Annotated in this window: 21 protein-coding genes and 1 tRNA gene; 12 read left to right on the top strand and 10 right to left on the bottom strand. The window is 39.5% G+C overall.

The genetic code is table 11. The features are described from left to right. The first annotated feature begins 6 nt into the window (after positions 1 to 6). The 4 genes from AQPE_RS05390 to hutH all read left to right on the top strand — a co-directional run bounded on the left by AQPE_RS05390 (position 7) and on the right by hutH (position 4458). Positions 7 to 843, top strand: a complete 837-nt coding sequence (locus AQPE_RS05390) for a BRO-N domain-containing protein (protein WP_318350029.1) — start codon at positions 7 to 9, stop codon at positions 841 to 843. Between the two features lie 32 nt (positions 844 to 875). Beyond that, positions 876 to 1352 carry a WbuC family cupin fold metalloprotein gene (locus AQPE_RS05385; RefSeq protein WP_318350028.1) on the top strand — a complete coding sequence of 159 codons (477 nt, stop codon included), beginning with the start codon at positions 876 to 878 and terminating at the stop codon, positions 1350 to 1352. 65 nt (positions 1353 to 1417) lie between these two features. Further along, the gene (gene hisS / locus AQPE_RS05380; protein WP_318350027.1) at positions 1418 to 2782 is read left to right on the top strand and encodes a histidine--tRNA ligase; all 1365 of its coding nucleotides are present in this window, start codon (positions 1418 to 1420) and stop codon (positions 2780 to 2782) included. A 176-nt stretch (positions 2783 to 2958) separates the two neighbouring features. Then, positions 2959 to 4458, top strand: a complete 1500-nt coding sequence (gene hutH, locus AQPE_RS05375) for a histidine ammonia-lyase (protein WP_318350026.1) — start codon at positions 2959 to 2961, stop codon at positions 4456 to 4458. A gap of 32 nt (positions 4459 to 4490) precedes the next feature. Here hutH and AQPE_RS05370 read toward each other — a convergent pair whose 3' ends face one another. The 4 genes from AQPE_RS05370 to AQPE_RS05355 all read right to left on the bottom strand — a co-directional run bounded on the left by AQPE_RS05370 (position 4491) and on the right by AQPE_RS05355 (position 6922). Next, on the bottom strand, positions 4491 to 4949 hold the full coding sequence (locus AQPE_RS05370; RefSeq protein WP_318350025.1) for a hypothetical protein: 459 nt from the start codon (positions 4947 to 4949) through the stop codon (positions 4491 to 4493). Between the two features lie 6 nt (positions 4950 to 4955). Further along, on the bottom strand, positions 4956 to 5402 hold the full coding sequence (locus AQPE_RS05365) for a hypothetical protein (RefSeq protein WP_318350024.1): 447 nt from the start codon (positions 5400 to 5402) through the stop codon (positions 4956 to 4958). Between the two features lie 95 nt (positions 5403 to 5497). Continuing rightward, a complete protein-coding gene (locus AQPE_RS05360) occupies positions 5498 to 6058 on the bottom strand; it encodes an RNA polymerase sigma factor (RefSeq protein WP_318350023.1) in 561 nt (186 codons plus the stop codon). A 114-nt stretch (positions 6059 to 6172) separates the two neighbouring features. Next, on the bottom strand, positions 6173 to 6922 hold the full coding sequence (locus AQPE_RS05355) for an NUDIX hydrolase (protein WP_318350022.1): 750 nt from the start codon (positions 6920 to 6922) through the stop codon (positions 6173 to 6175). Between the two features lie 144 nt (positions 6923 to 7066). Between AQPE_RS05355 and ychF the strand changes: the two genes are divergently transcribed. From ychF to AQPE_RS05330, 5 genes are all read left to right on the top strand, one after another. Further along, positions 7067 to 8167, top strand: a complete 1101-nt coding sequence (gene ychF / locus AQPE_RS05350; RefSeq protein WP_318350021.1) for a redox-regulated ATPase YchF — start codon at positions 7067 to 7069, stop codon at positions 8165 to 8167. Between the two features lie 374 nt (positions 8168 to 8541). After that, positions 8542 to 10215: an asparagine synthase B gene (gene asnB / locus AQPE_RS05345; protein WP_318350020.1), complete on the top strand. Its 1674-nt coding sequence runs from the start codon at positions 8542 to 8544 to the stop codon at positions 10213 to 10215. A gap of 146 nt (positions 10216 to 10361) precedes the next feature. Further along, positions 10362 to 11453 (top strand): TlpA disulfide reductase family protein, encoded by a 1092-nt coding sequence (locus AQPE_RS05340; protein ID WP_318350019.1) that lies wholly within the window; start codon positions 10362 to 10364, stop codon positions 11451 to 11453. Between the two features lie 120 nt (positions 11454 to 11573). Further along, the gene (locus AQPE_RS05335; RefSeq protein WP_318350018.1) at positions 11574 to 12485 is read left to right on the top strand and encodes a DMT family transporter; all 912 of its coding nucleotides are present in this window, start codon (positions 11574 to 11576) and stop codon (positions 12483 to 12485) included. A gap of 22 nt (positions 12486 to 12507) precedes the next feature. Beyond that, on the top strand, positions 12508 to 12921 hold the full coding sequence (locus AQPE_RS05330; RefSeq protein ID WP_318350017.1) for a hypothetical protein: 414 nt from the start codon (positions 12508 to 12510) through the stop codon (positions 12919 to 12921). A gap of 3 nt (positions 12922 to 12924) precedes the next feature. Here the strand turns inward: AQPE_RS05330 and AQPE_RS05325 are convergent, their stop codons facing one another. The 4 genes from AQPE_RS05325 to AQPE_RS05310 all read right to left on the bottom strand — a co-directional run bounded on the left by AQPE_RS05325 (position 12925) and on the right by AQPE_RS05310 (position 18667). Beyond that, positions 12925 to 13803, bottom strand: coding sequence for a creatininase family protein (locus AQPE_RS05325; protein WP_318350016.1), 879 nt, complete (start codon positions 13801 to 13803; stop codon positions 12925 to 12927). Positions 13804 to 14200: 397 nt separating this feature from the next. Next, complete coding sequence (locus tag AQPE_RS05320) at positions 14201 to 15835, bottom strand: CotH kinase family protein (protein ID WP_318350015.1); 1635 nt, start codon at positions 15833 to 15835, stop codon at positions 14201 to 14203. 69 nt (positions 15836 to 15904) lie between these two features. Beyond that, positions 15905 to 17371, bottom strand: coding sequence for a S41 family peptidase (locus AQPE_RS05315; protein WP_318350014.1), 1467 nt, complete (start codon positions 17369 to 17371; stop codon positions 15905 to 15907). A gap of 15 nt (positions 17372 to 17386) precedes the next feature. Continuing rightward, positions 17387 to 18667, bottom strand: a complete 1281-nt coding sequence (locus AQPE_RS05310) for an MgtC/SapB family protein (RefSeq protein ID WP_318350013.1) — start codon at positions 18665 to 18667, stop codon at positions 17387 to 17389. A 226-nt stretch (positions 18668 to 18893) separates the two neighbouring features. On the opposite strand from AQPE_RS05310, the gene AQPE_RS05305 reads away from it, so the two are divergent. Together AQPE_RS05305 and AQPE_RS05300 are read left to right on the top strand one after the other, a co-directional pair. Further along, positions 18894 to 18966, top strand: a tRNA-Lys gene (locus AQPE_RS05305). 305 nt (positions 18967 to 19271) lie between these two features. Then, positions 19272 to 19910 carry a 3-keto-disaccharide hydrolase gene (locus AQPE_RS05300; protein ID WP_318350012.1) on the top strand — a complete coding sequence of 213 codons (639 nt, stop codon included), beginning with the start codon at positions 19272 to 19274 and terminating at the stop codon, positions 19908 to 19910. Positions 19911 to 20270: 360 nt separating this feature from the next. Here AQPE_RS05300 and rplS read toward each other — a convergent pair whose 3' ends face one another. Together rplS and AQPE_RS05290 are read right to left on the bottom strand one after the other, a co-directional pair. After that, positions 20271 to 20621, bottom strand: coding sequence for a 50S ribosomal protein L19 (gene rplS, locus AQPE_RS05295; protein ID WP_318350011.1), 351 nt, complete (start codon positions 20619 to 20621; stop codon positions 20271 to 20273). 132 nt (positions 20622 to 20753) lie between these two features. After that, entirely contained in the window at positions 20754 to 22448 is a 1695-nt protein-coding gene (locus AQPE_RS05290; RefSeq protein WP_318350010.1) for a dipeptidase, read from the bottom strand. A 304-nt stretch (positions 22449 to 22752) separates the two neighbouring features. On the opposite strand from AQPE_RS05290, the gene AQPE_RS05285 reads away from it, so the two are divergent. Then, the gene (locus AQPE_RS05285) at positions 22753 to 25332 is read left to right on the top strand and encodes an RCC1 domain-containing protein (protein WP_318350009.1); all 2580 of its coding nucleotides are present in this window, start codon (positions 22753 to 22755) and stop codon (positions 25330 to 25332) included. The last annotated feature ends 54 nt before the right edge of the window (positions 25333 to 25386 follow it).

The raw sequence follows: 25386 nt of genomic DNA, 5'->3' as shown, positions 1-25386 counted from the left end.
AAAATTATGACCAACATTAAACTTTTTGAAAGCAAGCAAATACGGTCGGTTTGGAATGAAACCGACCAGAAATGGTATTTCTCTGTTCAGGATGTAGTAGAAGTTCTAACAGAGAGCGCAGATGTAAAGCAGTATATAAAAAGAATTTTGAGCCGTGATGAGTCGCTTAAAAGCAACTGGGGTACAATTTGTACCCCAGTTGAAATGCAAGCCGCTGACGGCAAAAGGAGAAAAGTGCAGGCTGCCGATTCAAGAGGCCTATTGCGGATCATACAATCCATTCCTTCTCCAAAGGCAGAGCCATTTAAGCAATGGCTGGCTCAGGTTGGTTCCGACCGTTTGGATGAGATTGAAAATCCGGAATTGGCTACCCAGCGAACAAGAGAATTGTATAAACTAAAAGGATATTCGGACGATTGGATTGAAAAACGAATGCGCAGCATTGCCATTCGGGAAGAATTGACCGAGGAATGGAAAAATCGGGGAGTTAAAGAGAAAATAGAATATGCTATTCTAACGGCTGAAATTTCGAAGGCAACTTTTGGATTGACACCTTCGGAGTACAAAGAGGTAAAAGGCTTGAAAAGTCAAAACTTACGGGATCACATGACCGATCTGGAACTGATTTTCTCCATGTTAGGCGAAGCTTCAACTAAAGAAATAGCTGTGAACACCGACACTCAGGGATTTGAGCAAAATAAACGGGCAGCAAAAGCAGGAGGAGAGATTGCCGGAGATGCCAGAAAACAACTTGAAATCAAATCAGGAAAGAAGGTTGTTACCAGTGAAAACTATTTGCCTGAGGATAAAAAGAAGGTTTCGCTTTCAAAAAAGAACGAATAGAAAGGCGAAATTGCAATAAAAGTACATAAGCCATGCTAAAAATAGTTTCTCCGCAATTACTCAACGAGTTGAGCCAAAAGGCAGTAAACTCAATGCGAAAGCGGCTGAATCACAACTTTCACGACGATTTGGCCGATCCGATAAATCGGATGCTAAATGCTTTTGAGCCGGGAACCTACATTCAGCCACATAAACATGAAAATCCGGATAAGCGCGAAGTTTTTATCGTACTGCGCGGAAGTTTGGTCGTAGTATTCTTTGATAATTCAGGAACTCCGACTGATTTTGTCTTACTCGATCGGGACAAGGGAAACTATGCAGTTGAAATCCCGGTTGGAGCGTGGCATTCTTTATTCGCCCTCGAATCTGGATCTGTCGTTTATGAAGTGAAAGATGGTCCGTATTTACCCATGAATGATAAGAATTTTGCAAGTTGGGCACCAAAAGAAGGTGATTCGGGCTGTGAGGAATACCTTAAAAATTTAACCAATCAATATTATAACCGATAAAAAAGAATTCCGTTGTGGGTTTGTGTCGAAATTCCTTAATTTTGCGCCTTCAGAAATAAATAGACATGGCACAAAAACCTTCAATCCCAAAGGGAACCCGCGATTTTTCTCCGGCTGAAATGACCAACCGGAACTATATTTTCGATACCATCAAGAGTATTTTCCGACTGTACGGGTTTCAACCCATTGAAACTCCGGCCATGGAGAATCTGTCGACTTTGATGGGGAAATACGGCGAAGAAGGCGATAAATTGCTGTTTAAAATTCTGAACTCAGGCGATTTCGCTGCTGCTCCATCTGATCAGGAATTGTTGGAACGAAACAGCATCCGCCTGACCAACAAAATCTCTGAAAAAGGTTTGCGCTACGACCTGACAGTGCCTTTCGCCCGTTTTGTGGTGCAGTATCGCAACGATATTTCATTCCCGTTTAAACGCTACCAGATCCAACCAGTTTGGCGAGCCGATCGTCCGCAGAAGGGCCGTTATCGCGAGTTTTACCAGTGCGATGTGGATATTGTGGGCAGCGATTCGTTGCTCAACGAAATGGAACTGGTGCAGATAGTCGATCAGGTTTTCTCTAAACTGAAAATTAATACCGTCGTTAAAATTAATAACCGGAAAATATTGGCCGGAATAGCTGAAACTATCGGAGAGAAAGACCGGATTGTTGACATTACCGTTGCCATTGATAAACTCGACAAAATTGGTCTTGAAAAAGTGAATGAAGAATTACTTGAAAAAGGTATTCCTCAAGATGCAGTTGATAAGCTTCAACCGATTCTGCATTTGTCGGGTTCGGTTTCCGAAAAATTAAATCAGTTGGAATTGGCTATCGGTCAATCCGGAATTGGTGCAAAGGGAATTGCCGAAGTACGTACCTTATTTGCTTATCTGGATACGTTGGAATTGACCACCGAAGTTGAATTAGATTTGACTTTAGCCCGCGGATTGAATTACTATACAGGCGCCATTTTCGAGGTAAAAGCCAAAGATGTGGCCATGGGCAGCATTTGTGGTGGCGGTCGCTACGACGATTTAACCGGAATCTTCGGGATGCCCAACGTTTCGGGTGTTGGCATATCGTTTGGTGCCGACCGTATTTACGATGTGCTGACCCAGTTGGAATTGTTTCCGGCAGCAACCGCCGATTCGACTAAATTGATGTTCGTGAATTTTGGTGCTGCCGAAGAAGCCTTCTGTTTGCCCGTTTTGGCTGCCGTTCGTAAGGCAGGAATCAATGCCGAAATCTTTCCTGATAAAAGCAAAATGGGCAAGCAAATGACCTGGGCAAACAACAAGAAAATTCCATTTGTGGCCATTGTCGGCGAAAACGAGATGGCGCAAGGTAAAATCAATCTGAAGAACATGCTCTCGGGCGAACAACAGTTGGTTACAGCTCAGGAACTGATAAAAATCCTATCCGCATAAAATTCATTTAACTTACTTCCTGAAAAATTCAGGAGATGGTTCTTCTTCAAAAAGAATATCGGTTATCAAAAATTATAGGGGGCGACATTCGTTGTCCCTGAATTTCTCTTTTCATCAAGCAGTCGCTTAATTTGAATATTCAAAATACTTCATTTTCATTCAAAAATAAAGATCTCATGGAAAGAGAAATTCATTACATATCACCCGAAAGGTTAACTTACCCAATCATAGAAGAGATTCTGGAACGCAACAAAATGCTGGCAATCTCTGATGAATCTATTGCGTTGATTCAGAAAAGTAAAGCCTATCTCGACCGCAAGATTAGTGAAACAGAAGGCCCTTTGTATGGAATCAACACAGGTTTTGGGGCACTGTGCAATATTGAAGTGTCCAAAGAAGACTTGAGTAAATTACAGAAAAATCTGGTTATTTCGCATGCCTGCAACCTCGGGCCTGAAATTCCTTCGGATGTGGTTCGGCTCATGCTTTTGCTTAAGGCTCATGCTTTGTCGCGAGGAAATTCAGCTGTTCAGTTGGCCACCGTTCAGCGAATTCTGGATTTGTATAACTACAATATTTTGCCAGTTGTGTGCGAACAGGGTTCTTTAGGCGCAAGTGGCGATTTGGCTCCGTTGGCCAAACTTTTCTTGCCATTAATTGGGATGGGCGAAGTTTATCATCAGGGAATTCTTAAACCGGCCTCGGAAGTACTGGTTGAAATGGGGTGGGAGCCTATTCAACTGCAAGCCAAAGAAGGATTGGCCTTATTGAACGGAACCCAATTTATGAGTGCCCATGCCGTGTTTACATTGCTGAAAGCATTCCGTTTGTTGGATTATGCTGATATTATTGGCGCTTTGTCGCTCGATAGTTTCGATGGGTTGATTGAACCTTTTATGGCGCAGGTTCAGGAAATTAGGCCACATTCAGGACAGATAAAAACTGCTGAGAACTTCAGGAAGTTATTGGAAGGAAGTGAGTTGATTCACCGGGAAAAAGCGCATGTTCAGGATCCGTATTCGTTTCGGTGTATTCCTCAGGTTCACGGTGCAGTTAAAGATGCGGTTGCATATGTTGCCGGAGTTGTTGAGATTGAAATCAATTCGGTGACCGATAATCCAACAGTTTTCCCAGATGACGACCTGATCATTTCCGGAGGAAATTTCCACGGCGAACCTTTGGCTTTGTCGCTCGATTTTTTGGCCATTGCTCTTTCTGAAATCGGAAGTATCTCCGAACGTCGCACGTACCGTTTAATTTCGGGAGATCGGCAACTTCCGGAGTTTTTGGTTGCTAATCCCGGATTAAACTCCGGATTCATGATCCCACAATATGCTGCAGCTTCAATTGTCAGTCTAAACAAACAGCTTAGTACACCCGCTTCGGTTGATTCGATTCCATCGTCGAACGAGCAGGAAGATCATGTAAGTATGGGTGGTAATGCTGCAACGAAAGCATTGAAAGTAGCTACAAATGTTTACAGTATTCTGGCCATAGAACTTTACAATGCTGCACAGGCAATGGAATTCAGGAGGTCAGCCCGAACTTCAGATTACCTGGAACATTTTTGGGCCGATTACCGGAAGCACGTTTCATTTGTTGACGAAGATACGTTGATGTATGTTGGAATTAACAAAACCATAGAGTTTCTTGAAAATGGTAGTTATCGACTTTAAACAAAAAAGGCTGGAATCCCAGCCTTTTTTATTTAATCCTTTTTTTGACCCCGCTTATATTCCCTGATCAGATGTCCTCTGAATTGATTTTCGGTTCGGTACATCATCAGGACTTTTTTCTTTGGTAATACTTTCAGAAATTGTTTATTGTATTCCTTCAGAAGCATTGCTTCTTTTTCGAACGAGCTGACATAATTGTTTGTTATTTGGTCGATTTCAGAATCGGATAGGCTGTTTACCTTATCTTCGGGTATGTGTTCGAATTCATGAATTTGCCTCTGTATGTCGAATCTTTTCTTTTCAAATTCGTTGTAAACAGGCCAGAATGCTTGTGCTTCTGACGGTGTCAGACTTAGTTTTTCAGTGAAAAAGGATATTTTTTCAGCTTTAATCTTTTCAAACATCTCGGTTGTTGGACCGGTTTTTTCCTGAGCAATCAGAATTGTAATTGAGAAAATCGATAAAATGCTAAGTAATAACAGCTTCTTCATGATATATTAATTTTGTATTTCAGAATAAATTTCAACTTCATTTAACCCTGACGAAAGATATGCAAGCATTTCATCGGGATTAATATCGGCTACCGGGCTTTTTTCATCTGAGAAAATGGCGTTTACTAAAGTGCTTTCATCGATTAATAAAAAGTTAAGCGACGAATCGGCTTTTATTGGAGCTGAATAAGCTGATGATACTTTTGTATTAACCTTATTTGTAAACGGGTAAGTCGCTAAAAAATATACCAAAGTAAGGCTTGCGGCTATTCCAAAAGCAGGTTTTAGAATTCGGAAAATTACGGATGAATTCGGTTTCTTCTTCTCCGTAAGCTGGATTTCCCTGATAATCCGATCTTCAATGGAATCGAAATAACCATCTGGGGTTCGGAATGGATTTGTTCCTGGCCTTTTCATGAATTCTGGCTTACTATTTTCTTCTTCTTTGTACATGATTTTCAAATATATGGCTTTGACAACTTTAAATTCAAATGGTTTAATGTTTCAGCTTTTTATTTTATCGAATGCACATTAAAATTTATATTTTATTAAGGCTCGAATCTCGTTTCATGCGATTTAACGTACTCTTCCACTTTCTTAACAGCATGGTGGTACGAGGCTTTCAAGGCGCCAACCGATGTCTCCAAGATTTCCGACATTTCTTCGTATTTAATTTCATCAAAATATTTCATGTTGAATACAATTCTTTGTTTATCCGGTAAAATGGCAATTGCTTTTTGCAGCAACATCTGCCACTGATCGCCATCAAAATAGGTGTCGCTTTCGAGGTTGTTTACCAGATACTCGTTTTCATCGGTCAGGCTCGACATCATTTTTCGTTTCCGCTGATTCAGAAAAGTAATCGATTCGTTGGTTGCAATTCGATAGAGCCAGGTAAACAAACTCGATTCGGCTCTGAACGAGTCGAGCCCATTCCAGATTTTAATGAATGTATTTTGCAAGACGTCGTCAGTGTCGTCATGATTCAGTACTATTTTCCGAATGTGCCAGTACAACCTTTCCTTATATTTGGAAATCAGATGCCTGAAAGCAAGTTCCTTGGAAGAAGAGTCTTTCAGGCAGTCCAGTATTTGCTGGTCATTGGTCATAATTGAATCGATGGTTGCTATTCAGACATGAATACGGAGAAATGGTTTAATTTGAACGGTCATTTGTCATTGAGGAAGGGATAGCGATTTTTCTAATGACTTTTTCTTTTTCCATTATTCAATCCTGAAGTTTAATCCTTCCATTTTCAGCTTTTCGTAAACCTGAATGTCGAATTGGTATAATTTGGCCGCGCGATGAGCAACATTCTGCTGTTTCTCTCCAGAGTCAATTAATAATTCCATTTTGGCCAATTTCTTCCTGAAATTTCGGGTATCCATCTTTTTATTCAGGATAACTTCGTAGAGCGATTGTATTTCGGTGAGCGTAAATTTTTCGGATAAAAGATGGAATCCTACCGGATGGTACATCACTTCTTGTCTCAATTTATTAAGTGCCTGTTGAATAATTATTTCGTGGTCGAAACAAAGTGTAGGTAATTCATTCAGGTTGAACCACTGCAACGACTTTGCCAGATTTGATTGTCGTAAGCTGTAGTAATCGGGGTTAATTAAGGCGTAATACCCGATGGTAATTACACGGGTATATGGAACCCTGTCTAGCGACCCAAAGGCATTAATCTGTTGAAGATAAACATCGTTTAGCCCAGTGGCCTGAAACAACAGATCTTTGGCAAACTCATCCAGGTCCTGTTGCTCGGGTACGTGCTCGCCAAATAGACTCCAATAGTTATCTTGGGTTAAAACAGGGTGCTTTTCATAAATTTGTTTGATCTGATCGGAGCTTGCCTGTTTAGGTAACGCATTTTGCAGGGCTTCTCTGTCAATCTGATTGAGTAAAACTTTTAATCCGGATTTGTCGAACCCAAAAATTACACAATCTACAGAAATTGAATTTAGTATCATGATAATTTAGCTTTATTGCAAAAGTAATAAACCGCACATTAATCTTGGTAAATGTGCTCTAAATATTAAGTATGAACTTTAATTGCTTCATAGTTTGATGAATCGATTATCTTTGCACCGAAAATTAAAAAAAAATAAGAACGCATGGCTTTACAGTGTGGGATAGTAGGACTACCAAATGTCGGAAAATCGACTCTTTTTAATTGTTTGTCGAACGCGAAGGCGCAATCTGCAAACTTCCCGTTTTGCACCATTGAACCCAATCTGGGAGTAATTACTGTTCCCGACGAGCGATTAAATGTTTTGGCTGGTCTGGTTCATCCGGAACGCATTGTGCCTACAACGGTTGAGATTGTTGACATTGCCGGTCTGGTTCGTGGAGCCAGCAAGGGCGAAGGTCTTGGGAACAAATTTTTGGGCAATATTCGGGAAACTGATGCCATTATTCATGTGTTGCGCTGTTTCGAAAACGAAAATATTACTCATGTTGATAATACAATTGATCCTGTGAGGGACAAGGAGACAATCGACATTGAGTTGCAGTTGAAAGATTTGGAAACTGTTGATAGCCGTATTGCTAAAGTTGAAAAACAGGCAAAAACAGGTAACGATCCGGAGGCTAAGCGAATGTTGAAATTATTGTTAATGTATCGTGATGCTCTGAATGAAGGAAAATCGGCCCGAACTGTTGAAATTGATGAAGCTGACCAAAAATTGGCTAAGGATTTCCAGTTACTTACCAACAAACCAATTCTTTATGTGTGTAATGTTGATGAAGCTGCTGTAATTTCAGGAAACAAATATGTTGATGCGGTTAAAGAGGCCATCAAAAACGAAAAAGCAGAAATGTTGATGATTGCTGCAGCTACAGAAGCCGACATCGCTGAATTGGAAAGTTATGACGAACGTCAGATGTTTTTGGAAGATCTTGGGTTAGACGAATCGGGTGTTAATAAGTTGATTAAGAGTGCATACCGGCAATTGCAGCTCGAAACTTATTTCACAGTTGGAGTGAAAGAAGTAAGAGCATGGACATACAAACGTGGATTTAAAGCACCTCAGGCCGCAGGAGTCATTCATACCGATTTTGAAAAAGGATTTATTCGTGCTGAAGTAATAAAATACAACGATTTTATTACTTTGGGATCGGAACAAGCTTGCAAGGAAGCTGGAAAAATGGGCGTTGAAGGGAAAGAATATGTGGTTCAGGATGGCGATATTATGCATTTCAGATTTAACGTATAGGTAGTTTTTTAATAGAAATATGTCAGGAGGTAGTCAATTTTGGCTACCTTTTTCTTTTTTATACGTCTTTTAGGGTAATTTCAGGATTTGAGGTGCTTCTTGAAAATATGCTTGTTTTTTCATTTGTAGTTGATTCTGTGTAAGGGGGTGAACCCGAAATTTGTATTTATTTTGATTGTTTGCACTATTCTGGAGGGAGTATTATCTGAAAATGAAAATTGAAGGGTGCTTAAAATGGATTGATATTTGACTTATTTGACAGTAAATGTTATATAAATAAGAAAAATGTCACGAAAGCTTTCAATATATAATCAAAATGTATATTTTTGAACACTCAATTTATTTTATTGGAATATATTTAAACAGATAATATTATGTGTGGATTTGTAGGTGTATTTGATTTGAAGGTACCAGCCCAGGAGTTGCGTCCTCAGGTTTTAAAGATGTCAAAGAAAATTCGTCATCGTGGTCCGGATTGGTCAGGTATTTTTTCATGTGACAAGGCAATTCTTTCTCATGAACGTTTGTCGATCGTTGACCCGGAATCAGGTCAGCAACCCTTGTACAGTAAAGATGGTAAATTAGTATTGGCCGTGAATGGCGAAATATATAATCACCTTGAAATTAGGGAACGACTCGCGGACTCGTATGAGTTTTTGACTCATTCCGACTGTGAAGTGATTCTGGCTTTGTATCGCGAAAAAGGTCCGAACTTTTTGGAAGACCTGAATGGTATTTTCGCTTTTTGTTTATACGATATGGAAAAGGACGTCTACCTGGTAGCACGTGATCATATTGGCATTATTCCGATGTATCAGGGATGGGATAAATCTGGAAATTATTATGTAGCATCTGAATTGAAAGCACTGGAAGGATATTGCAGTATCATTGAAGAGTTTTTGCCGGGTAAATATCTGTATAGTCCTGATGGCGAAGTGAAAACTTGGTATGAGCGTGAATGGACCTCCTACGATACTGTGAAAGACAATGGTTTTGATATTGACGAGTTGCGTACAGCGCTCGAAAATGCAGTTCATCGTCAGTTAATGTCCGATGTTCCTTATGGCGTTTTGCTTTCCGGAGGACTTGATTCCTCGGTTATTTCAGCTATTGCCAAAAAATATGCGGCTTACCGCATCGAGTCGCAAGGTTCGGAAACCGCTTACTGGCCCCAGCTACATTCGTTTGCTGTTGGATTGGTTGGTTCTCCCGATTTAGCTGCTGCTCAAAAAGTAGCCGACCATATCGGAACTATTCATCACCAGATTCATTTTACTGTTCAGGAAGGTTTGGATGCTATTCGTGACGTGATTTATCACCTCGAAACTTACGATGTGACAACTGTTCGCGCATCTACTCCAATGTACCTTCTTTCACGCGTCATTAAGTCGATGGGCGTAAAAATGGTGCTTTCAGGAGAAGGTGCTGACGAAGTTTTTGGTGGTTACCTCTACTTTCATAAAGCGCCAAATGCACAGGCATTCCACGAAGAAACAGTTCGTAAATTGAGCAAATTGCATTTGTACGATTGTTTGCGTGCCAACAAATCATTGGCTGCATGGGGAGTCGAAGGTCGTGTACCGTTCCTCGATAAAGAATTTTTGGATGTGGCCATGCGCATTAATCCGGAAGAAAAAATGGCTAAAAATGGCCGGATGGAAAAATGGGTCATCCGTAAAGCTTTTGAAGATTATTTGCCCGAGAGTGTTGTTTGGCGCCAGAAAGAGCAATTCTCTGACGGAGTGGGTTACAACTGGATTGACTCACTAAAAGCCATGGTTGCCGAGAAAGTAACCGATGAAATGATGAATACTGCTAAATTCCGTTTCCCTATAAATACCCCAATGTCGAAGGAAGAGTATTTCTATCGTTCAATATTTACTGAACATTTTCCTTCCGATTCGGCAGCCAGCTGTGTGCCTTCGGTACCTTCAATTGCTTGCAGCACTCCAATTGCCTTGGAATGGGATGCCAGTTTCAAGAATAATGCCGATCCTTCAGGCCGTTCGGTAGGAAGTGTGCATTTAGAAGGATACGAAAGTAAATAAACTAAATATTTCAATGTTTTGATTGAAATGAAAGAACCGGGATGATGTCCCGGTTTTTTTATTGGTAAATGTTATTAATCATTCGTATAATTCTCTTAATTTGCAAACGCTTGTTGTACTTACAATTATTTAAAAATATGTTTATCATGAGAAATGCTTTGCTGATTGCTTTACTATTAGGAATTATTTCCTGTACTCCAAAACCTTCCTATGAAGTAAAAGTAAAACTTGCTTCGGCCGAAGGGAAAGCTTACCTGAGCCAACGCGTAAAAGGAGATTGGGTAAAACTTGATTCTGTCGATTTAGTTTCCGGAGAAGGTGTTTTTAAAGGAGTTGTTAAAAATCCAGAAATCTATTATCTGGGTTTGAGTTCAAAGAAAGAGAAACTGCCTTTTTTTATTGACAATGCTTTGATTTCGATTGACGGTTCCGCCGATTCGTTGATGAATGCAAAAGTGACTGGTTCAAAAGTTCAGGATGAACTTCAGGCTCTTCAGGATAAATTGGATGTGCTCGACAAACAAGGGAATGATTTCTATAAACTTTCTAAAGAAGCATCTAAAAATGGGGAAAAGGTTAAAGCTGATAGTTTAATGACTTTAGCAGATAAAGCTTCAACTGAATTTGATGATATGCAAAAGGATTACATCAAAGCTAATCCGGCATCGTATGTTTCGCCCTATTTGTTGGGACGCGTATATTACGACATGGAAGCAGATGTTTTGGACGGTTTTTTATCTGGCTTGGATGCCAAACTTGATTCTGTCCCGACAGTTCTTTCATTAAAAGACCGTGTTGCCAAGCTTAAATTGGTTGCGGTTGGACAAATTGCCCCGGATTTTACGATGAACGATGCCACTGGAAATCCTGTAAAACTGAGCGATATTTATTCGAAGAATGAATATACTCTGGTTGATTTCTGGGCATCGTGGTGTGGCCCTTGCCGGCGCGAAAACCCCAATGTAGTTAGTACTTTTAATAGTTACAAGGCTAAAGGATTTGGTGTTTTCGGCGTATCGTTGGATGCCGATAAAACTAAATGGGAAAAAGCTATTGCTGACGATCAACTTACCTGGCCCCATGTTTCGGATTTAAAAGGATGGAAAAACGAAGCCGCCGCTTTGTATTCGGTAAACTCAATACCTTCAAATTTATTGGTCGATAAAACCGGTAAAATTATCGGCCGGAACCTTCGGGAAGAAAAACTTCGGGAAAAAATTGCGGAACTTTTGAAATAGCAATATAAGTTTGAAGTGCCTGGAGTTTGGAGTGCCTAAAGTTTTACTCCCAACTCCAGGCACTCTGGTTCACATTAGACACTTCTTTCATTATCTTCGCCGTTCATTTTACTCCAAAGAATGGGACATTATTTTGGCGAAATCGCCGCACTGTTGACAGCCGTTTTCTGGATGGTTACCAGTCTGTCGTTTGAGTCGGCAGGGAAGAAAGTTGGCTCGTTATCGGTTAACTTAATTCGTTTGGTACTTGCTTTTACTGTATACTGTGTCCTGAATTATTTCAGGAGAGGAATGATTTTACCCTTCGATGCCGGCACCGAACGTTGGGCATGGCTGGCGCTTTCGGGGATAGTCGGATTTGTATTTGGCGATTTGTTCCTCTTTCAGGCCTATGTAATTATTGGTGCACGAATTTCGATGCTTATTATGGCTTTGGCTCCTCCGATTGCGGCATTTTCGGGCTGGTTGATTCTTGGCGAAGTGCTTAGCCCCATGAACTGGTTTGGAATGTTTGTCACTCTGGCTGGTATATCCATTGTTATTCTGAAACGTGAAAAGCAAGACGCTGATTTGACTAAAAAACGAAAGATTACCACCAACTATAGCTTTAAAGGAATTTTACTTGCATTTGGTGGTGCCGTTGGGCAGGGCGTTGGTTTGGTTTTGAGTAAAAAGGGAATGGGTGACTACGATGCCTTTGCTGCTTCACACATTCGGGTTATTACCGGAATGATTGGTTTTGCCATTATAATTCTGGTTACCAAACGGTATGGTAATGTTTGGAAAGCTATTCGGCATAAACCAGCCATGAATCGAATTGCACTGGGCTCGTTTTTTGGGCCATTTTTGGGTGTTTCTTTTTCCTTAATTGCCATTCAGCACACTCAGTCTGGAATTGCTGCGAGCATTATGTCAATAGTTCCAGTACTCATAATTCCTCCGGCAATTGTTTTGTTTCACGAAAAGGTGAACTGGAAAGAAATACTTGGCGCTGTGATTACTGTTGGGGGTGTTGCTATTTTCTTTTTATAAATTGCTGAATTAAAATTTTCTGATGATGAACTATCTCAACTGGTTTTCGAAGCCGTTGTTTTATGTTGCCGCAGGATTACTTTTTATGATCCCGGTAATTTGGATCGCGCGAACCGGTGCATTCTATCTGTGCTATTTCCCGCTCATTATTGCTGCCATCTTGTTTTCAGGAGTACTAATTCCGGCGAAAAAGGTTAAGCTACCTTCTATTTTAAAAAGGTACTTTGGCTTTGTCGCCGGAATGATTATTTCAGAACTGATATTCAGTTTAATCCTGATTGCCAGTAATGAATTGTCCGTTCAGTTCAAATCAACGCAATCAGGTTGGTTAATTTTGTCCATTGAGTTGTTGCTTGGAATTGCAGTTTTTATGCTTTTCTTTTCAATTTCATTTGGCGCACGATACTTTTACCGAAGAATATCATCCAAAAACTAATTTCTATTGCTTGGTTTTCAACGGATTTTCCGATTCGTCGAAGAACTGTTTTTGAAGTGCAGGGACCATTTCATCCTTTTTAACTGCCTGAATCATTTTTACCAATTGGGTAACTGTCGAGTTAATCAGCAATTCGCCAGCTTCTGCGTTTGCTTTTGTGCCAATGCCCCCATAATGGTTCGGAAATTTAGCATACCACCATATTCCGGTATATACATTCGGGAGATTCTTCAGCCGGTCCTGATCAATTCCGGATTGTTGTCCGGCACGGTCCAAATGAACAAACTCAGGTTCTAAAGCTTTCATTACCGAAGATTCTTCGTTGCCGGCATGTTGATTATATGGGTCGTGCTGTGTCAGTTCTTCAGCTTTTTTCACAACTTCAAGATCGTCACTTGGCTGAAACCAATATAAGCTATAATTGCGTCGTTCTGATAATTGGGCCATTCCGAAGAAATTCAGGAAAGCGTTGTTCCCACCATGTCCGTTTACGATGATTATTTTTTCGAAGCCATTTCGGGCCAATTCATTCAATGTTTCCTGAAGGACTTTCCAAATCAGTTCCGGGCTGTAGGCAATGGTTCCGGGCTGATGTTTAGCCTCATTTATCTGGCTGAAATAGTACCATGGAAATACAACTGTATATTCCTTTTCGGCTGCACGAATGGCGAATTCGCGGGCAGTATAAAGATCGGTTCCCAACGGAAGATGTGGTCCGTGCTTTTCAAAAACGCCAATAGGCAGGATACATGTTTTGGATGATTTTTCAACAGCTTTGATGTAATCCGGAGCCGTTAATTCTTCCATTCTGAAAGGAAGTTCTTGTGCATTCACGATAAATGAAGTCAAGACGCATAAAACGAACAGGTGTAGTTTTTTCATGATCATCAGGTTTGTGGTTAATGGCTTAAATTTAGCAATTTGTGCATCAAGAGCCTATGTAAAACCAAAAAATAATATGAATATCCGGTTACTTACCTAATTGTTTTAATCGGAGGGGCTTTGCCCCTTACCCCCAATTCCTTTTTTGTCTTGACACAAAAAAGGAATCAAAAAAAGTCAAGGCTGTGCCCGCTTCGCTCGAAAAACTAACGTTCGACGGCTAAAATCTTTTAAACTCGCCTGACGGCTCAAACAGAAAAGATTTTTTAATGCCGCCTTCACTTGTTTTTCGGCTCACCGGCCAAGGCCAGTCGCCACCAGCAAGAACCATTTTCAGTTTAGGATTAATACCGGACATTCATTAAAAATAATCGCAAGTAAAAACAAAATTGCAGATTTACCTGATAACTAATTTAGAATTTATGATTTGATTTCCCTTGGTTTTAAGGTGCACCACATAGATTCCAGGAGAGAATCCAGAAACATCCAATTTTGTTGAGAAAGCAGACAATCCAGTTTTATTAAGTATACATTTCCCATTGCTGTTGAAAATATCAAGACTAATAATTTCTGAGGAGGATTCCAGGTAAACCAAATCTTTAGCAGGATTTGGAAAGATGCGATAACTAAAGGCTGTTTCAAATTTGTCGACACCGGTTATCGATTGACCCAACATATGGCCATCCAGCCAGGTTAGTCGGGTTTGTATCCAATTTTTAAATTTATTTACTTCTCCAGCATAGGTTGTTGGCCTAAAATCAACTTCAGGAGCGCCAACATTAGAGCTCAAAATTGGCCATTTGGTATAATGTCGAACTTGCGCTTCATTGACAAGATTTTGAACTGAATCAATATATGAGTTCAGGTATTCAAAACTCAGGTAGGATTTTCGCAGTTCAAAATATCGTTTATTCAAGGCATTGGCAAAATTCTCATCCTGCAGTAATCGAATTATCCATCCGTTTGAATAAGGTGGAGTGTTGAGGCAATCGTTAATTCGATGACTCCAGCCTGATCCGTCAGTTGCCTGAAATGTGGAACAATCCCAAATGTTTTTCCACGCCCAGTCGAAATCCCAAACTGGTCCGGCATTAATTTTGCCACCTTTACTGTCTTTGTCCTTGAAAAAATAAACACTCTTTTTAAACCCATCGACATTTCGTGCTACTTCGTTGATAATGAAATAGTCAATAAACGAATTCACATCAATCCATGCTGGGTATCCTTTTTCTGAATCTTTAAAATTAGAACCATACAAAACTGATTCGAATGAATTAACCGCGGTTTTCAGATACTCTTCCTGTAGCCAGAACAATTCATTTACATCCGGGTCATGGAATACATAATATACAGCTTTTTCAGGATGATCAATGGGGCGGTAGTTGCTTTGCCAACTATTGCTTTGGTTGAAATAATCAATCTTAAAAATATAACCGCCGGTAACATCATCACCTGAAATATCAAGATTGGTTAATTTGGCAATGTTAACCCGGCCTTTATCTTGTTTGATTTTTTCCATCAGAAGGTATACGCCCTCATAGTTCTTGTAGTAGTTTTCAATAATTACTTCAACCAATCTGGTGCGTGCGGCATAATGCCCCATTTTTCTTGACAATTCGTAGGCAAGAGAGTTGCGCATAAATGTTTTATCGTTGTAATTTGCAAGTAAAATCCAGTCGTTTTCGGCAGGCATTCCCAAAAGCGAAACGTTAAGGTTGGCTCCATTTAAACCTCTGGTTTCAAAGCCGTACGGTTTCTGAGGAAGTGTGGCTGAGTAAGTTCCCCGGATTTCTATCCCAATATCTCCGCTGTAAATATTCCCAACATCTGTTGGCCGATTGGCTTGACCGACACCATTGTATATGATCTTCATGGTTGCAGGAATCTTGGACGCATCAATTATTGTGTTCCCTTTGGTGTTAATAACGATAAGGGGTAGGTTAGAAGAACTGATTCCGGAAACCTGAGAATATGCAGCTGTGCTAAGAAAAGATATAACGATAACACAAAGCAAGCGAGAAATCGTTTTCATTAGAATAAGTTAGTTGAATTGAGCATAAGCTATTCAACTACTAAATAAGGCAAATAATTTCTATTTACCTTATTGTTTTAGAAAATCCTTTTTGAAGTCAATTGGCATATTGCGCTTTATGGGATCAAATTTTGAGAATCCACGGTCAAACTCTTTCAGTTTAAACTTTGGCAAGGCGCTTTTAAGCGCTAATATTGGAACGCCGGTAATGTTTTCGACAGCTTTTTTGAGTAGCGGTTCTGATAAATCTCCCAAAGGCTGGGCTGGCAACAATTCATCGTAAACCAAATCATCCGGAGCAAAACCATTCACAAAATTGGTAACACCTTCAGAGTTTGCATATCTTAACACAATAGGCTGTAATCCCCAATTTTTAAAATCGGCATATTCCGAAGCGTTGGTGTAAAAATCTTCAGGTTTTAAGGTGATTGAAGCGGTATATTTTCCATAAGTTGTGTCGCCAACCATTGTCACGTTCATGTATGGTTTTAGACCTGTAATGGTTAATTCAGCTGCACTAGCGGTTCCTGGTCCGGTCAGAATAGTTACCTTGCTCAATCCAAGTTTTACAGGAACCGAATTATCAAAAGTGACGGTTGTTTGATCGGTTACTTTATTTGCCACCCAATATTCCTGGTACTTATCATTCCATTGGAAAGTTACCAGCGTTTTTGATCCGGTAACATTGCCAAGTGGAGCAATTGAACTGCAAAGGTATTGAGCAGCTGAGATTTGTCCACCGGGATTATAGCGCATATCAACTACTAAATCTGTTATTTGGTTTGTCCTAAAATAGTCTAATGCAGTTTGCAAACTTCCATTGAAATTAGAAATAAATTGAGCATAAAATAAATAGCCGATCTTGTGGCCATCTTTTTCGATGACTTTATACATAATAACCGGATCTAAATTTAGCACTTCGGCAGTCATGGAAAGAGTACCCGAATTTTTGATCCCTGAAGTGGTTAGTTCTCCCTTGGTAACCGAAACATTTTCACCACTCAGCAGGTCGGTGTAATTGTCTTTAGTAATGTTACTTCCGTTTACCTGGGTAATTATGCTTCCGCGTTCGAGCCCCGCACGTTGTGCCGGAGTATTTGGATACACATATTCAACTATTGCAAAGTAATTGCCGGTATATGCTCCATTTGCATCAATAAAGCCACCAAACGTCAAAGAGTAACCGTAACTTTTTTCAATTCCATTTAGGCTATTTTCCCACTCAGAAACATTATCGGTTATATAGGACCATTTGTCATCTTTATACAACAATTTTTCAAAATACGCCTTTGAGTCAGTTTCATATTTGGTGTCAATTGTTGGCAAATAATTATACCATAAATAAACATCAGTCATTGCATCTTTGATGAAGTTATTCACCTCTTGAGTAACAATAGGAGCTTCTGCTTTAATCGTTGAGTTTGCCCTTGAGCCTGTACTCCCATTTGCAAAATTTAAGTCATTTTCATTACACCCGAAGGACAATGCTATAATTAGTAACACGATGATTGTTGGTAGGTGTTTAAATTTTTTCATAATATTTTAGAAATACTAGAGTATGTAATAGATTATAGATATCAACATTCCGGCGCCAATAAGAATCGAAAAATTTACAATTAAGCTTCTTCTGATATTTATGCTCCCCAAAGAGATCGCATAAATCATTTTTAGCAGGTTGTTACTGTTCGTAGCATTAATTATAGCCAGAACAACAGTCATTTGTCCAATTCCGTCTTTTTGCTGAAGAAGGTTCAATAAGAATGGATCAATATCGGTTATACCTACCATGTAGGCCAGACTTGTAATTCCGGTGCTTCCATAGGTCTTCATTACGAAATCAGTGATCAAAGCAAAAACAACAAATAGGATACCGAAAATTGCAGCTGTTTTAAACTCCAATGGATTTTTAGTCGATGCCAGGTTATTTTCTGAGTCAGGATCAGCAAGCCTATTCGATTTCTTTTTCGAACTTAGTTTTGAAAGAATAAAACTTACCAAAAACATGGACAGAAAAGGAATTGTCAGGAGCTTAGCAACAGGACCATTAAAGATGAAGGCAAGGAAAAGAATGCGGAGATACATCATTCCGTTGGCAATCATAATGGCCGAGACTGTTTGAGATCCCGCTAACCCTTGCTTTTCTTTTCGAGCCAGAATAACTGTTGTCGCGGTACTGCTGTAAATTCCTCCCAATAAGCCTGTAAGCATTATTCCTGAATCAGGAAAAACAAATTTCTTCAGTAAATAACTGCAATAGGATATACCTGAAACAACAACGATAGATAACCAAAGATGATAGGGCGAAATAGGTATTTGTGCTGAAATATTTGTTTCAGGAAGAAGTGGAAGAATAACTCCACTGAAGGTTATAAATTTTGCAAGCGTAATAAATTCTTCTTCCGAAGCTTTCTTTGTTATGGTAATGAAATGGCTTTTGAGTTCGGTAAGAATTAGGATTGCCACAATAAACAACAAGACCAGCCAAACCGGTTGCGTGAAAACCATGATGGGGATACAATAAGTTAGAAGTGCAAGAATGGTACTGGTTAGTCCATATTTCCCATTTTGACTGATCTTATGATTGTACTGGATTCCGAGTAAAATTCCGATTAAAACAAATCCAATCAGAAAGGGGATGTAGTTTACCTGGTCAGCAATAAATAATACATAGGCAAGCAAGCCGATAAACGTAAATGTTCGATCTGTACCAAAAAGCTGATCTTCACTTTCATTAATGTGGTGCCGCCTTTGTTCCAGACCTATAAGTAAGGAAAAGATCAGTACCAAAATGAATTTGGTGAAGCCTTCAGGTATGTGATTCAAAATCTCCATATCGATCATTAAGTTAACAAACAAAGGTATTATTTCGATAACGTTAAATCAATAGACTTTGGTATCAATTAATATTTAATATTAGTTGGCAGATTGTATGGTTTATCCGTTTAGGCTTTGATTTTCCCTAATTTATTTGTGTAAATTCTCATCGATAAATAAAATCCGGATTTAGTGGCCTGTTTTTTTGAAAATGACAAACAATCTGTTACTTTTGTCGCCGATTCGGCTCGTAGCTCAGTTGGTAGAGCAGCTGACTCTTAATCAGCGGGCCCAGGGTTCGAATCCCTGCGAGCCGACTTAAAGTCAAAGAGTTATAAGATTTAAATCTTGTAACTCTTTTGTTATTAATGACTAGCCGATATTTCAATCAATTTATTCTCAGTTAATTAATGCTAGTCTGTATGGATAATGCAACTTGCCACGGGAAAATGCTAACGAATTTTTTGAGAAAATGAAGGCTAAAAAATACAATCCTGGACAATGATTTATCTTGTTGGTTCATGGAAAAGAAGTCGCCCGGTCAGAGTCTTCGACCAAGCTTATATGTAAAAATGCATTAAAATAATTTTTATACTTTTATCCCGAATAAAAAACAAAACCAATGAAGACTATACTTATTTCAGTAATGATGCTTTTGACTGTTGTTAGTTTTGCAAAGAAGAAGCAGTCGCTTTTTAATGGGAAAGACCTGACTGGCTGGTACGCCTATGTAAATGATCCTAAAGTAGATCTGAATAAATTTTTCTATGTGAAAGATGGTGTAATTGAAACCGTTGGAACTCCTGCAGGCTATCTGAGAACAAAAAAGGAATTTTCGAATTATCGGCTGCATGTCGAATGGCGTTACCCTGAAAAGGAGGTAAACAGTGGAATTATGCTGCATGTTACCGGTCCTGACAAAATTTGGGTAACTCACTATCAGGCTAACCTTAAACACCTAAGTGTCGGCGATTTTGTAGTTCATGGCGTAGGCGAGAAGGCTACTATTGGTGGAAAGGAATATGTATCAACTGAAAAAGATAAACCGGTTGTTCCAAAAGTGAATCCTTCAAACGAAAAGCCAGCAGGCGAATGGAACAGCTACGACATTGTTTGTAAAGGAAATACGATTGAAATAAAAGTAAACGGATTGCCGCAGAACAGTGCAACCAATTGTTCGTTGACAAAAGGAGCAATTGCTTTGCAGTCCGAAGGTTGTAAAATTCAGTTCCGCAATATCTGGATTGAAAAAATAAAGTAAAACTGTGTTCGTGTGGTTCTGTATTGCTTGATTTAACGATGGGCATTGCAAAATCACAATTCATAACTAATGCCAAAATGTGGAACGGCACTTCAGTCGGGTCATGCAATCCTTCTGTAAAAATCTCTCTGAGGAACTTCTAATTCACCGAACCATTTGATGATTGTTCCTATTCGTACTCGAGTAGTGATAGACTAAACCAAAGAACTTGCATGTTTATTCGTTTAGGCATGTTTTGTTTTATCCTGTTTTCTGCTATTTCTTACCTACCCTCGGATCTTTAACTTGTTCCGATCCTATTGTAACGAAAAAGAGGTTGGAACTTTCGAACCAACCTCTCTTCTAAAAGAAAATATCTTCTTATACACGTTTTTCTTTGATACGGGCTTTTTTGCCAGTAAGTTCGCGTAAATAATAAAGTTTTGCTCTACGAACAATACCTTTTTTGTTCAGTTCAATCTGGTCGATAAAAGGTGAATAGAGAGGGAAAATTCTTTCTACACCAACGTTTCCTGACATTTTACGAACTGTAAATGTTTTAGTAACACCTTCTCCTTTTACCTGGATAACTACACCGCGGTAGTTCTGGATACGCTCTTTATTACCCTCCTTAATTTTGTAGTGAACGGTAATGGTATCTCCTGCTTTAAATTGCGGTTGTACTTTTGTTTCAACTGCAAACGCATTTTCTGCTACTTTAATTAAATCCATCTTTTTATGTTTTTAGTGGCAATATTACATCAAATCAATGAGTAAGAGATTGCTGAAATGTGGCGCAAAAGTAATAAAAGTTTTCAATTCACCACTTACATCGCTCTAAAATATTCAATCAATAGTGTAAAATCAATGGCTTGGTTCACCAAGCATTTTTAGGTGATCGCCTGTGCCATCAACAATTACCTTTTTCCACCAGTCAGAGTACCCGGGTTGATCGGGATTTTGGGGCATTCCGGTTTCTGTTCGTTCAAATACTCCGTTTTTCTCTTTCTTGATGTTTCCGTCCATGAATTTTACGAACAGAAACTGCGCTAATTTCTTCCATTCTATAGTCATCCCATTGGCCTGATTAACCGAATAGTCCGTCAGGAATTGAAGAGTTTCAGCTTTTTTTCCTGAATTCCATAAACTTTGAGCAGCCATGTCAACGCTTGGTGTATAAGCTACAAATTTGTCTTCCAAATTTTTCTGAACTTTTAATACATCCGGAATCATCGCGTCGTAACGCAGATAGGCGAAATTTGAAACGACATTGAATGCCCAAAAGGCGGATGTTTCGGAGAAAGTAAGCAGGTCGCCGTTTCCAACTTTAAAACATTCAGGAATTTGAGTGATTCCGCAGTACATCGGAACATAGCAGGTACTGTAAGTGTCATCAACGCCAAACCAAAGTATTCCACCAATCGGATTGGGCAACCACGACCGAGATTGAGCTACAAACGAAAACCCGGTTTGTTGGGTCGAAATGGCTCGCTCGTTTACATAGCTCGCCGAATCAACTTTGAAAGTAAGTGGCCTCCAGCGGTATGGTAGTTTAAACGGACCTGCGCCAATGTCTTTGGTCATATCCAGAGCTGTTCCTTCGTAATGATCGCGCATCATGCCCATTACATCCTGAACGGTAAGTTTCTTGTCCGGTTTTACCCACAATGGCATCCGGTTTGATGGAAATTTGTTTTCGCCACCATGTTTCACATTGCCAAGCGCATATTCTTCGTACTGTTTCATGCCTGAGTACACTTTGTTGAAGCCGGCAAAAACACGGGCATCGCTGAAGCGCGCTCCGCTAAAATCGACCGGAGCATAAATATCCGAAAAGCTGAATTCAGTATTCTTACCATCAAACCATCCTTTTTCGCGGGCAAACGAAATAACGTCTTTCGCAAAAAGGCAATTTGCCGGGTCGTTCATTGGGAAGGTTGTGATGCGTGCCTGGTTGGCATGACCGCTGATGTAGCCGTCAGGAATACGTTGGGCAACCCAAACGGCGCCTTTTTCGCCTTCACCTTTTCCAATCATTTCTAAAATCCAGACTTCGTTCGGATCAGAAATGGAGAATGACTCGCCTTCGCTGGCATAACCGTATTTTTCAACCAGATTAGTCATCACTTCAATGGCTTCGCGGGCTGTTTTGGCGCGTTGCAATGCCACGTAAATCAGGCTTCCGTAGTCCATAATGGCGCCCGATTGTTTGAATAGTACTTCGCGTCCGCCAAAAGTTGTTTCTCCAATGGACACCTGGAATTCATTCATATTTCCTACTACACTGTTTGTGTGAGCAAGCTGAGGAATTCGTCCCAAAAATTTGCCGGTATCCCACTCGTAAATGTCGCGTAAAGACCCTGCCGGGAAATCCTGAGCAGGCTGATAGTATAATTCGCCATATAGAGTATGTGAATCAGCTGCATACGTAATCATTGTTGAGCCATCAATAGTGGCACCTTTTGAAATTATAAAATTGGTACATCCGAATGATCCCTGAATGCTCCAGATTACTGCCAGAAGTGACAGAAAAACAATGCGTTGAACTTTTCTTATCATGACAACTATTTAGTTTGTTCTTTTTACAAATATAATTATTCTCAAATGCTAAATAAAGATTCTGATTCTTTGTAGTAAAGAAGCCTGATTTTCACTAAACGAACCATGAGAAACCTCAGGGAAATGCAGCGGTGACTATAGCTTACTTTTAAAGTGCAGTTAGGCACTTAATTGTCGTTTCTCCCCTGTGTCGTTTTTTTAGCAATTTCTCTATCGAAGGTGATTAAACCCTTGATTTTGTTTAAAAAAGGTTGTATATTCCATTATGTTTTTCATTCAAAGGATTAACCTAATCATAAAAGCTATGAAAACACTATTTCTCTTCTTATACAGCTGTTTATTTCCATTGTTTATCTATGCTCAAAATTTCGATTCCCAACAAATTAAAAGTAGTTCAGCAGGATATAACCACTCATTGGTTATTGATGAATCGGGTAATTTATGGGCTTGGGGCGCTAATTCTTCCGGAAAAATTGGGGATGGAAGTATAATTGACAGATATGCTCCTGTACTTATCAAGTCTGGAACTAAGTTTAAGTTGGTTTCTGCGGGTTCAAGTCACTCATTAGCTATTGATGTTGACGGTAATTTATGGGCATGGGGTGCTGGTGTCTTGGTAGATGGAACACAGTCTACCTATAGTTTTCCAAAGCAAATTATGGTAGGGCGTATGTTTAAAGCCATTGTAGGAAAAGGATATCAATCTTTAGCAATTGATGACGAAGGTAATCTTTGGTCATGGGGAGCTGATGTCGTTGGAGATGGAACATCCGGTTTTAATCCGGACCCAATACAAATAATGACAGGTACGAAATTTAAAGCAATTTCGGCTAATTCGCATTGTTTGGCAATTGACGAAGCAGGGAATCTTTGGGCGTGGGGACAAAATTTCTTTGGCGAATTAAGGGATGATGGAACGCGAATGGACGTATTAACTCCAATACAACTCATGGTTGGAACTAAATGTAAAGCGATTTCCGATGGTTCTAGTTATTTGTTAGTCATCGATGAATCCGGGAATTTATTTGGATTTGGACTAAACCCAAAGGAGTCATTAGGTGCAGGAGATATTATTATTAATACCCCCAAACAATTACTAAACGGCATTAAATTCAAAATGACATCAGCTGGATTTGACAGTAGTTTTGCCATTGATGAGGCAAATAACCTGTGGGCGTGGGGGAATAATGAGTATGGTATGCTTGGTGATGGTACTAATGCAAACAAAACAAATCCGGTAATTATTAAATCTGGAACAAAATTTAAAAATATTGATATCGGGCATATTCATTCACTGGCAATTTCTGAATCAGGCAATTTATGGGTAGCTGGTAGTAATAGCGATGGACGAATTGGTATTGGGACAAATGCCAACAAATCTATGCCAGAAAATATTCTACCAGAAGTTAAATTTAAACAATGCTTTTCTTATTGGCAAAGTTCTTATGCCCTTGACGAATTCGGGGTATTGTGGGCATGGGGTGAAAATTACGGTCGGTTGGGAGATAATACCGAGATTAACAAATCAATTCCAACGCAGATAAACCCTGATGTAAAATTCAGAACTCTTAGCTTAGGAGGTAGTGCATTTTTTGGATTGGTTGAAGATGGAACACTTTGGGGTTGGGGGACTAACTTCGGAGGTTGTGTTGGAAATGGAACTGAAGATGTGGTATTGGCTCCGGTTCAGATAAAAGAAGGTACAAAATTTAAATCAATTTCGGCTGGAAGTTCTCATACTTTGGCCATTGATGACGGTGGCTATCTATGGGCATGGGGATATAATGGAGATGGGGTAAGTAGTGATGGCAGCAATAATTGGTTGGTAGGTGATGGGACTAAAATTAGTAAAACACGTCCTGTTAGTATCAAATCAAACACGAAATTTAAAGAAATATATGCAGGAGATGGTCATAATCTTGTAATCGATGAATCTGGCGGTTTATGGGCTTGGGGGAATAATAACCGAGGACAATTGGGAGATGGAACAACGGAAGATAAGTCTACACCTGTTCAAATAATGATAGATACAAAATTTGTTTATGCTTCAGTTGGTTACAAATCTTCATTTGCGATTGATGAATCTGGAAATTTGTGGGCCTGGGGTTGGAATCATGTTGGTCAGTTAGGTGATGGTACGAAAACAGATCGACACGCTCCGGTGCAGATCCTTTCAGGCACAAAATTTCAAATGCGGAATTTTGTGTCTAATGTTATAGTTGAGGGAAAGAATTTGGATCGTACATATGCAAATGATGAGTCTGGTAAACTTTGGGGCTGGGGGGGGAACTATGGCCAATTGGGTGATGGAACCAGTAACGATAGATTATTACCAGTTAACATTAAACCTGAAACTAAATTTAAAACTATATCAGTAGGTCAGAACCATTGTTTGGCTATTGATGAGAATAATGCCCTTTGGGCCTGGGGTTCTAATTTTTACGGTCAAATTGGGGTAGGAAATAACAATGATGCACAGTCACCTGTTCAAATTCTTCAAGGCAAAAAGATTGTGAGTGTTAAGGCAGGATGGGAATATAGCATTGCGGTTGATGATACTGGAAAACTTTGGACCTGGGGAGTAAACCAGAGTGGACAACTTGGAGATGGGGATTCCTGGTATCAAAATCCGGTTTGGTTGAATAAATTGCATTTCTCCGATGGAATACTAAACTTACCTTTACAACCCAATATTAAAGTTTTTAGTGATAATAATCATATAGTTGTCGAATCCTATGAATCAGAAATCTATAGCATATATAATCTTTTAGGTAGAAAAGTTAACTCGGGTATTTTAAATGAAGGAGAAACAAAAATCCCTTGTAGCCATGGTTTTTACATTTTTACAACCGGTAGTTTCCGATGTAAAGTGTATGTCAATTAATATGTTACTATTTGTCTTGATTTTCAAAGAGAATTTTGTTGTTAAATTTAAATA

The organism is Aquipluma nitroreducens, from assembly GCF_009689585.1.
Taxonomy (GTDB): Bacteria; Bacteroidota; Bacteroidia; order Bacteroidales; family Prolixibacteraceae; genus Aquipluma; species Aquipluma nitroreducens.
Note: the sequence above shows the minus strand (reverse complement) of the source record. Positions and strands in the feature narration are given on the sequence as shown.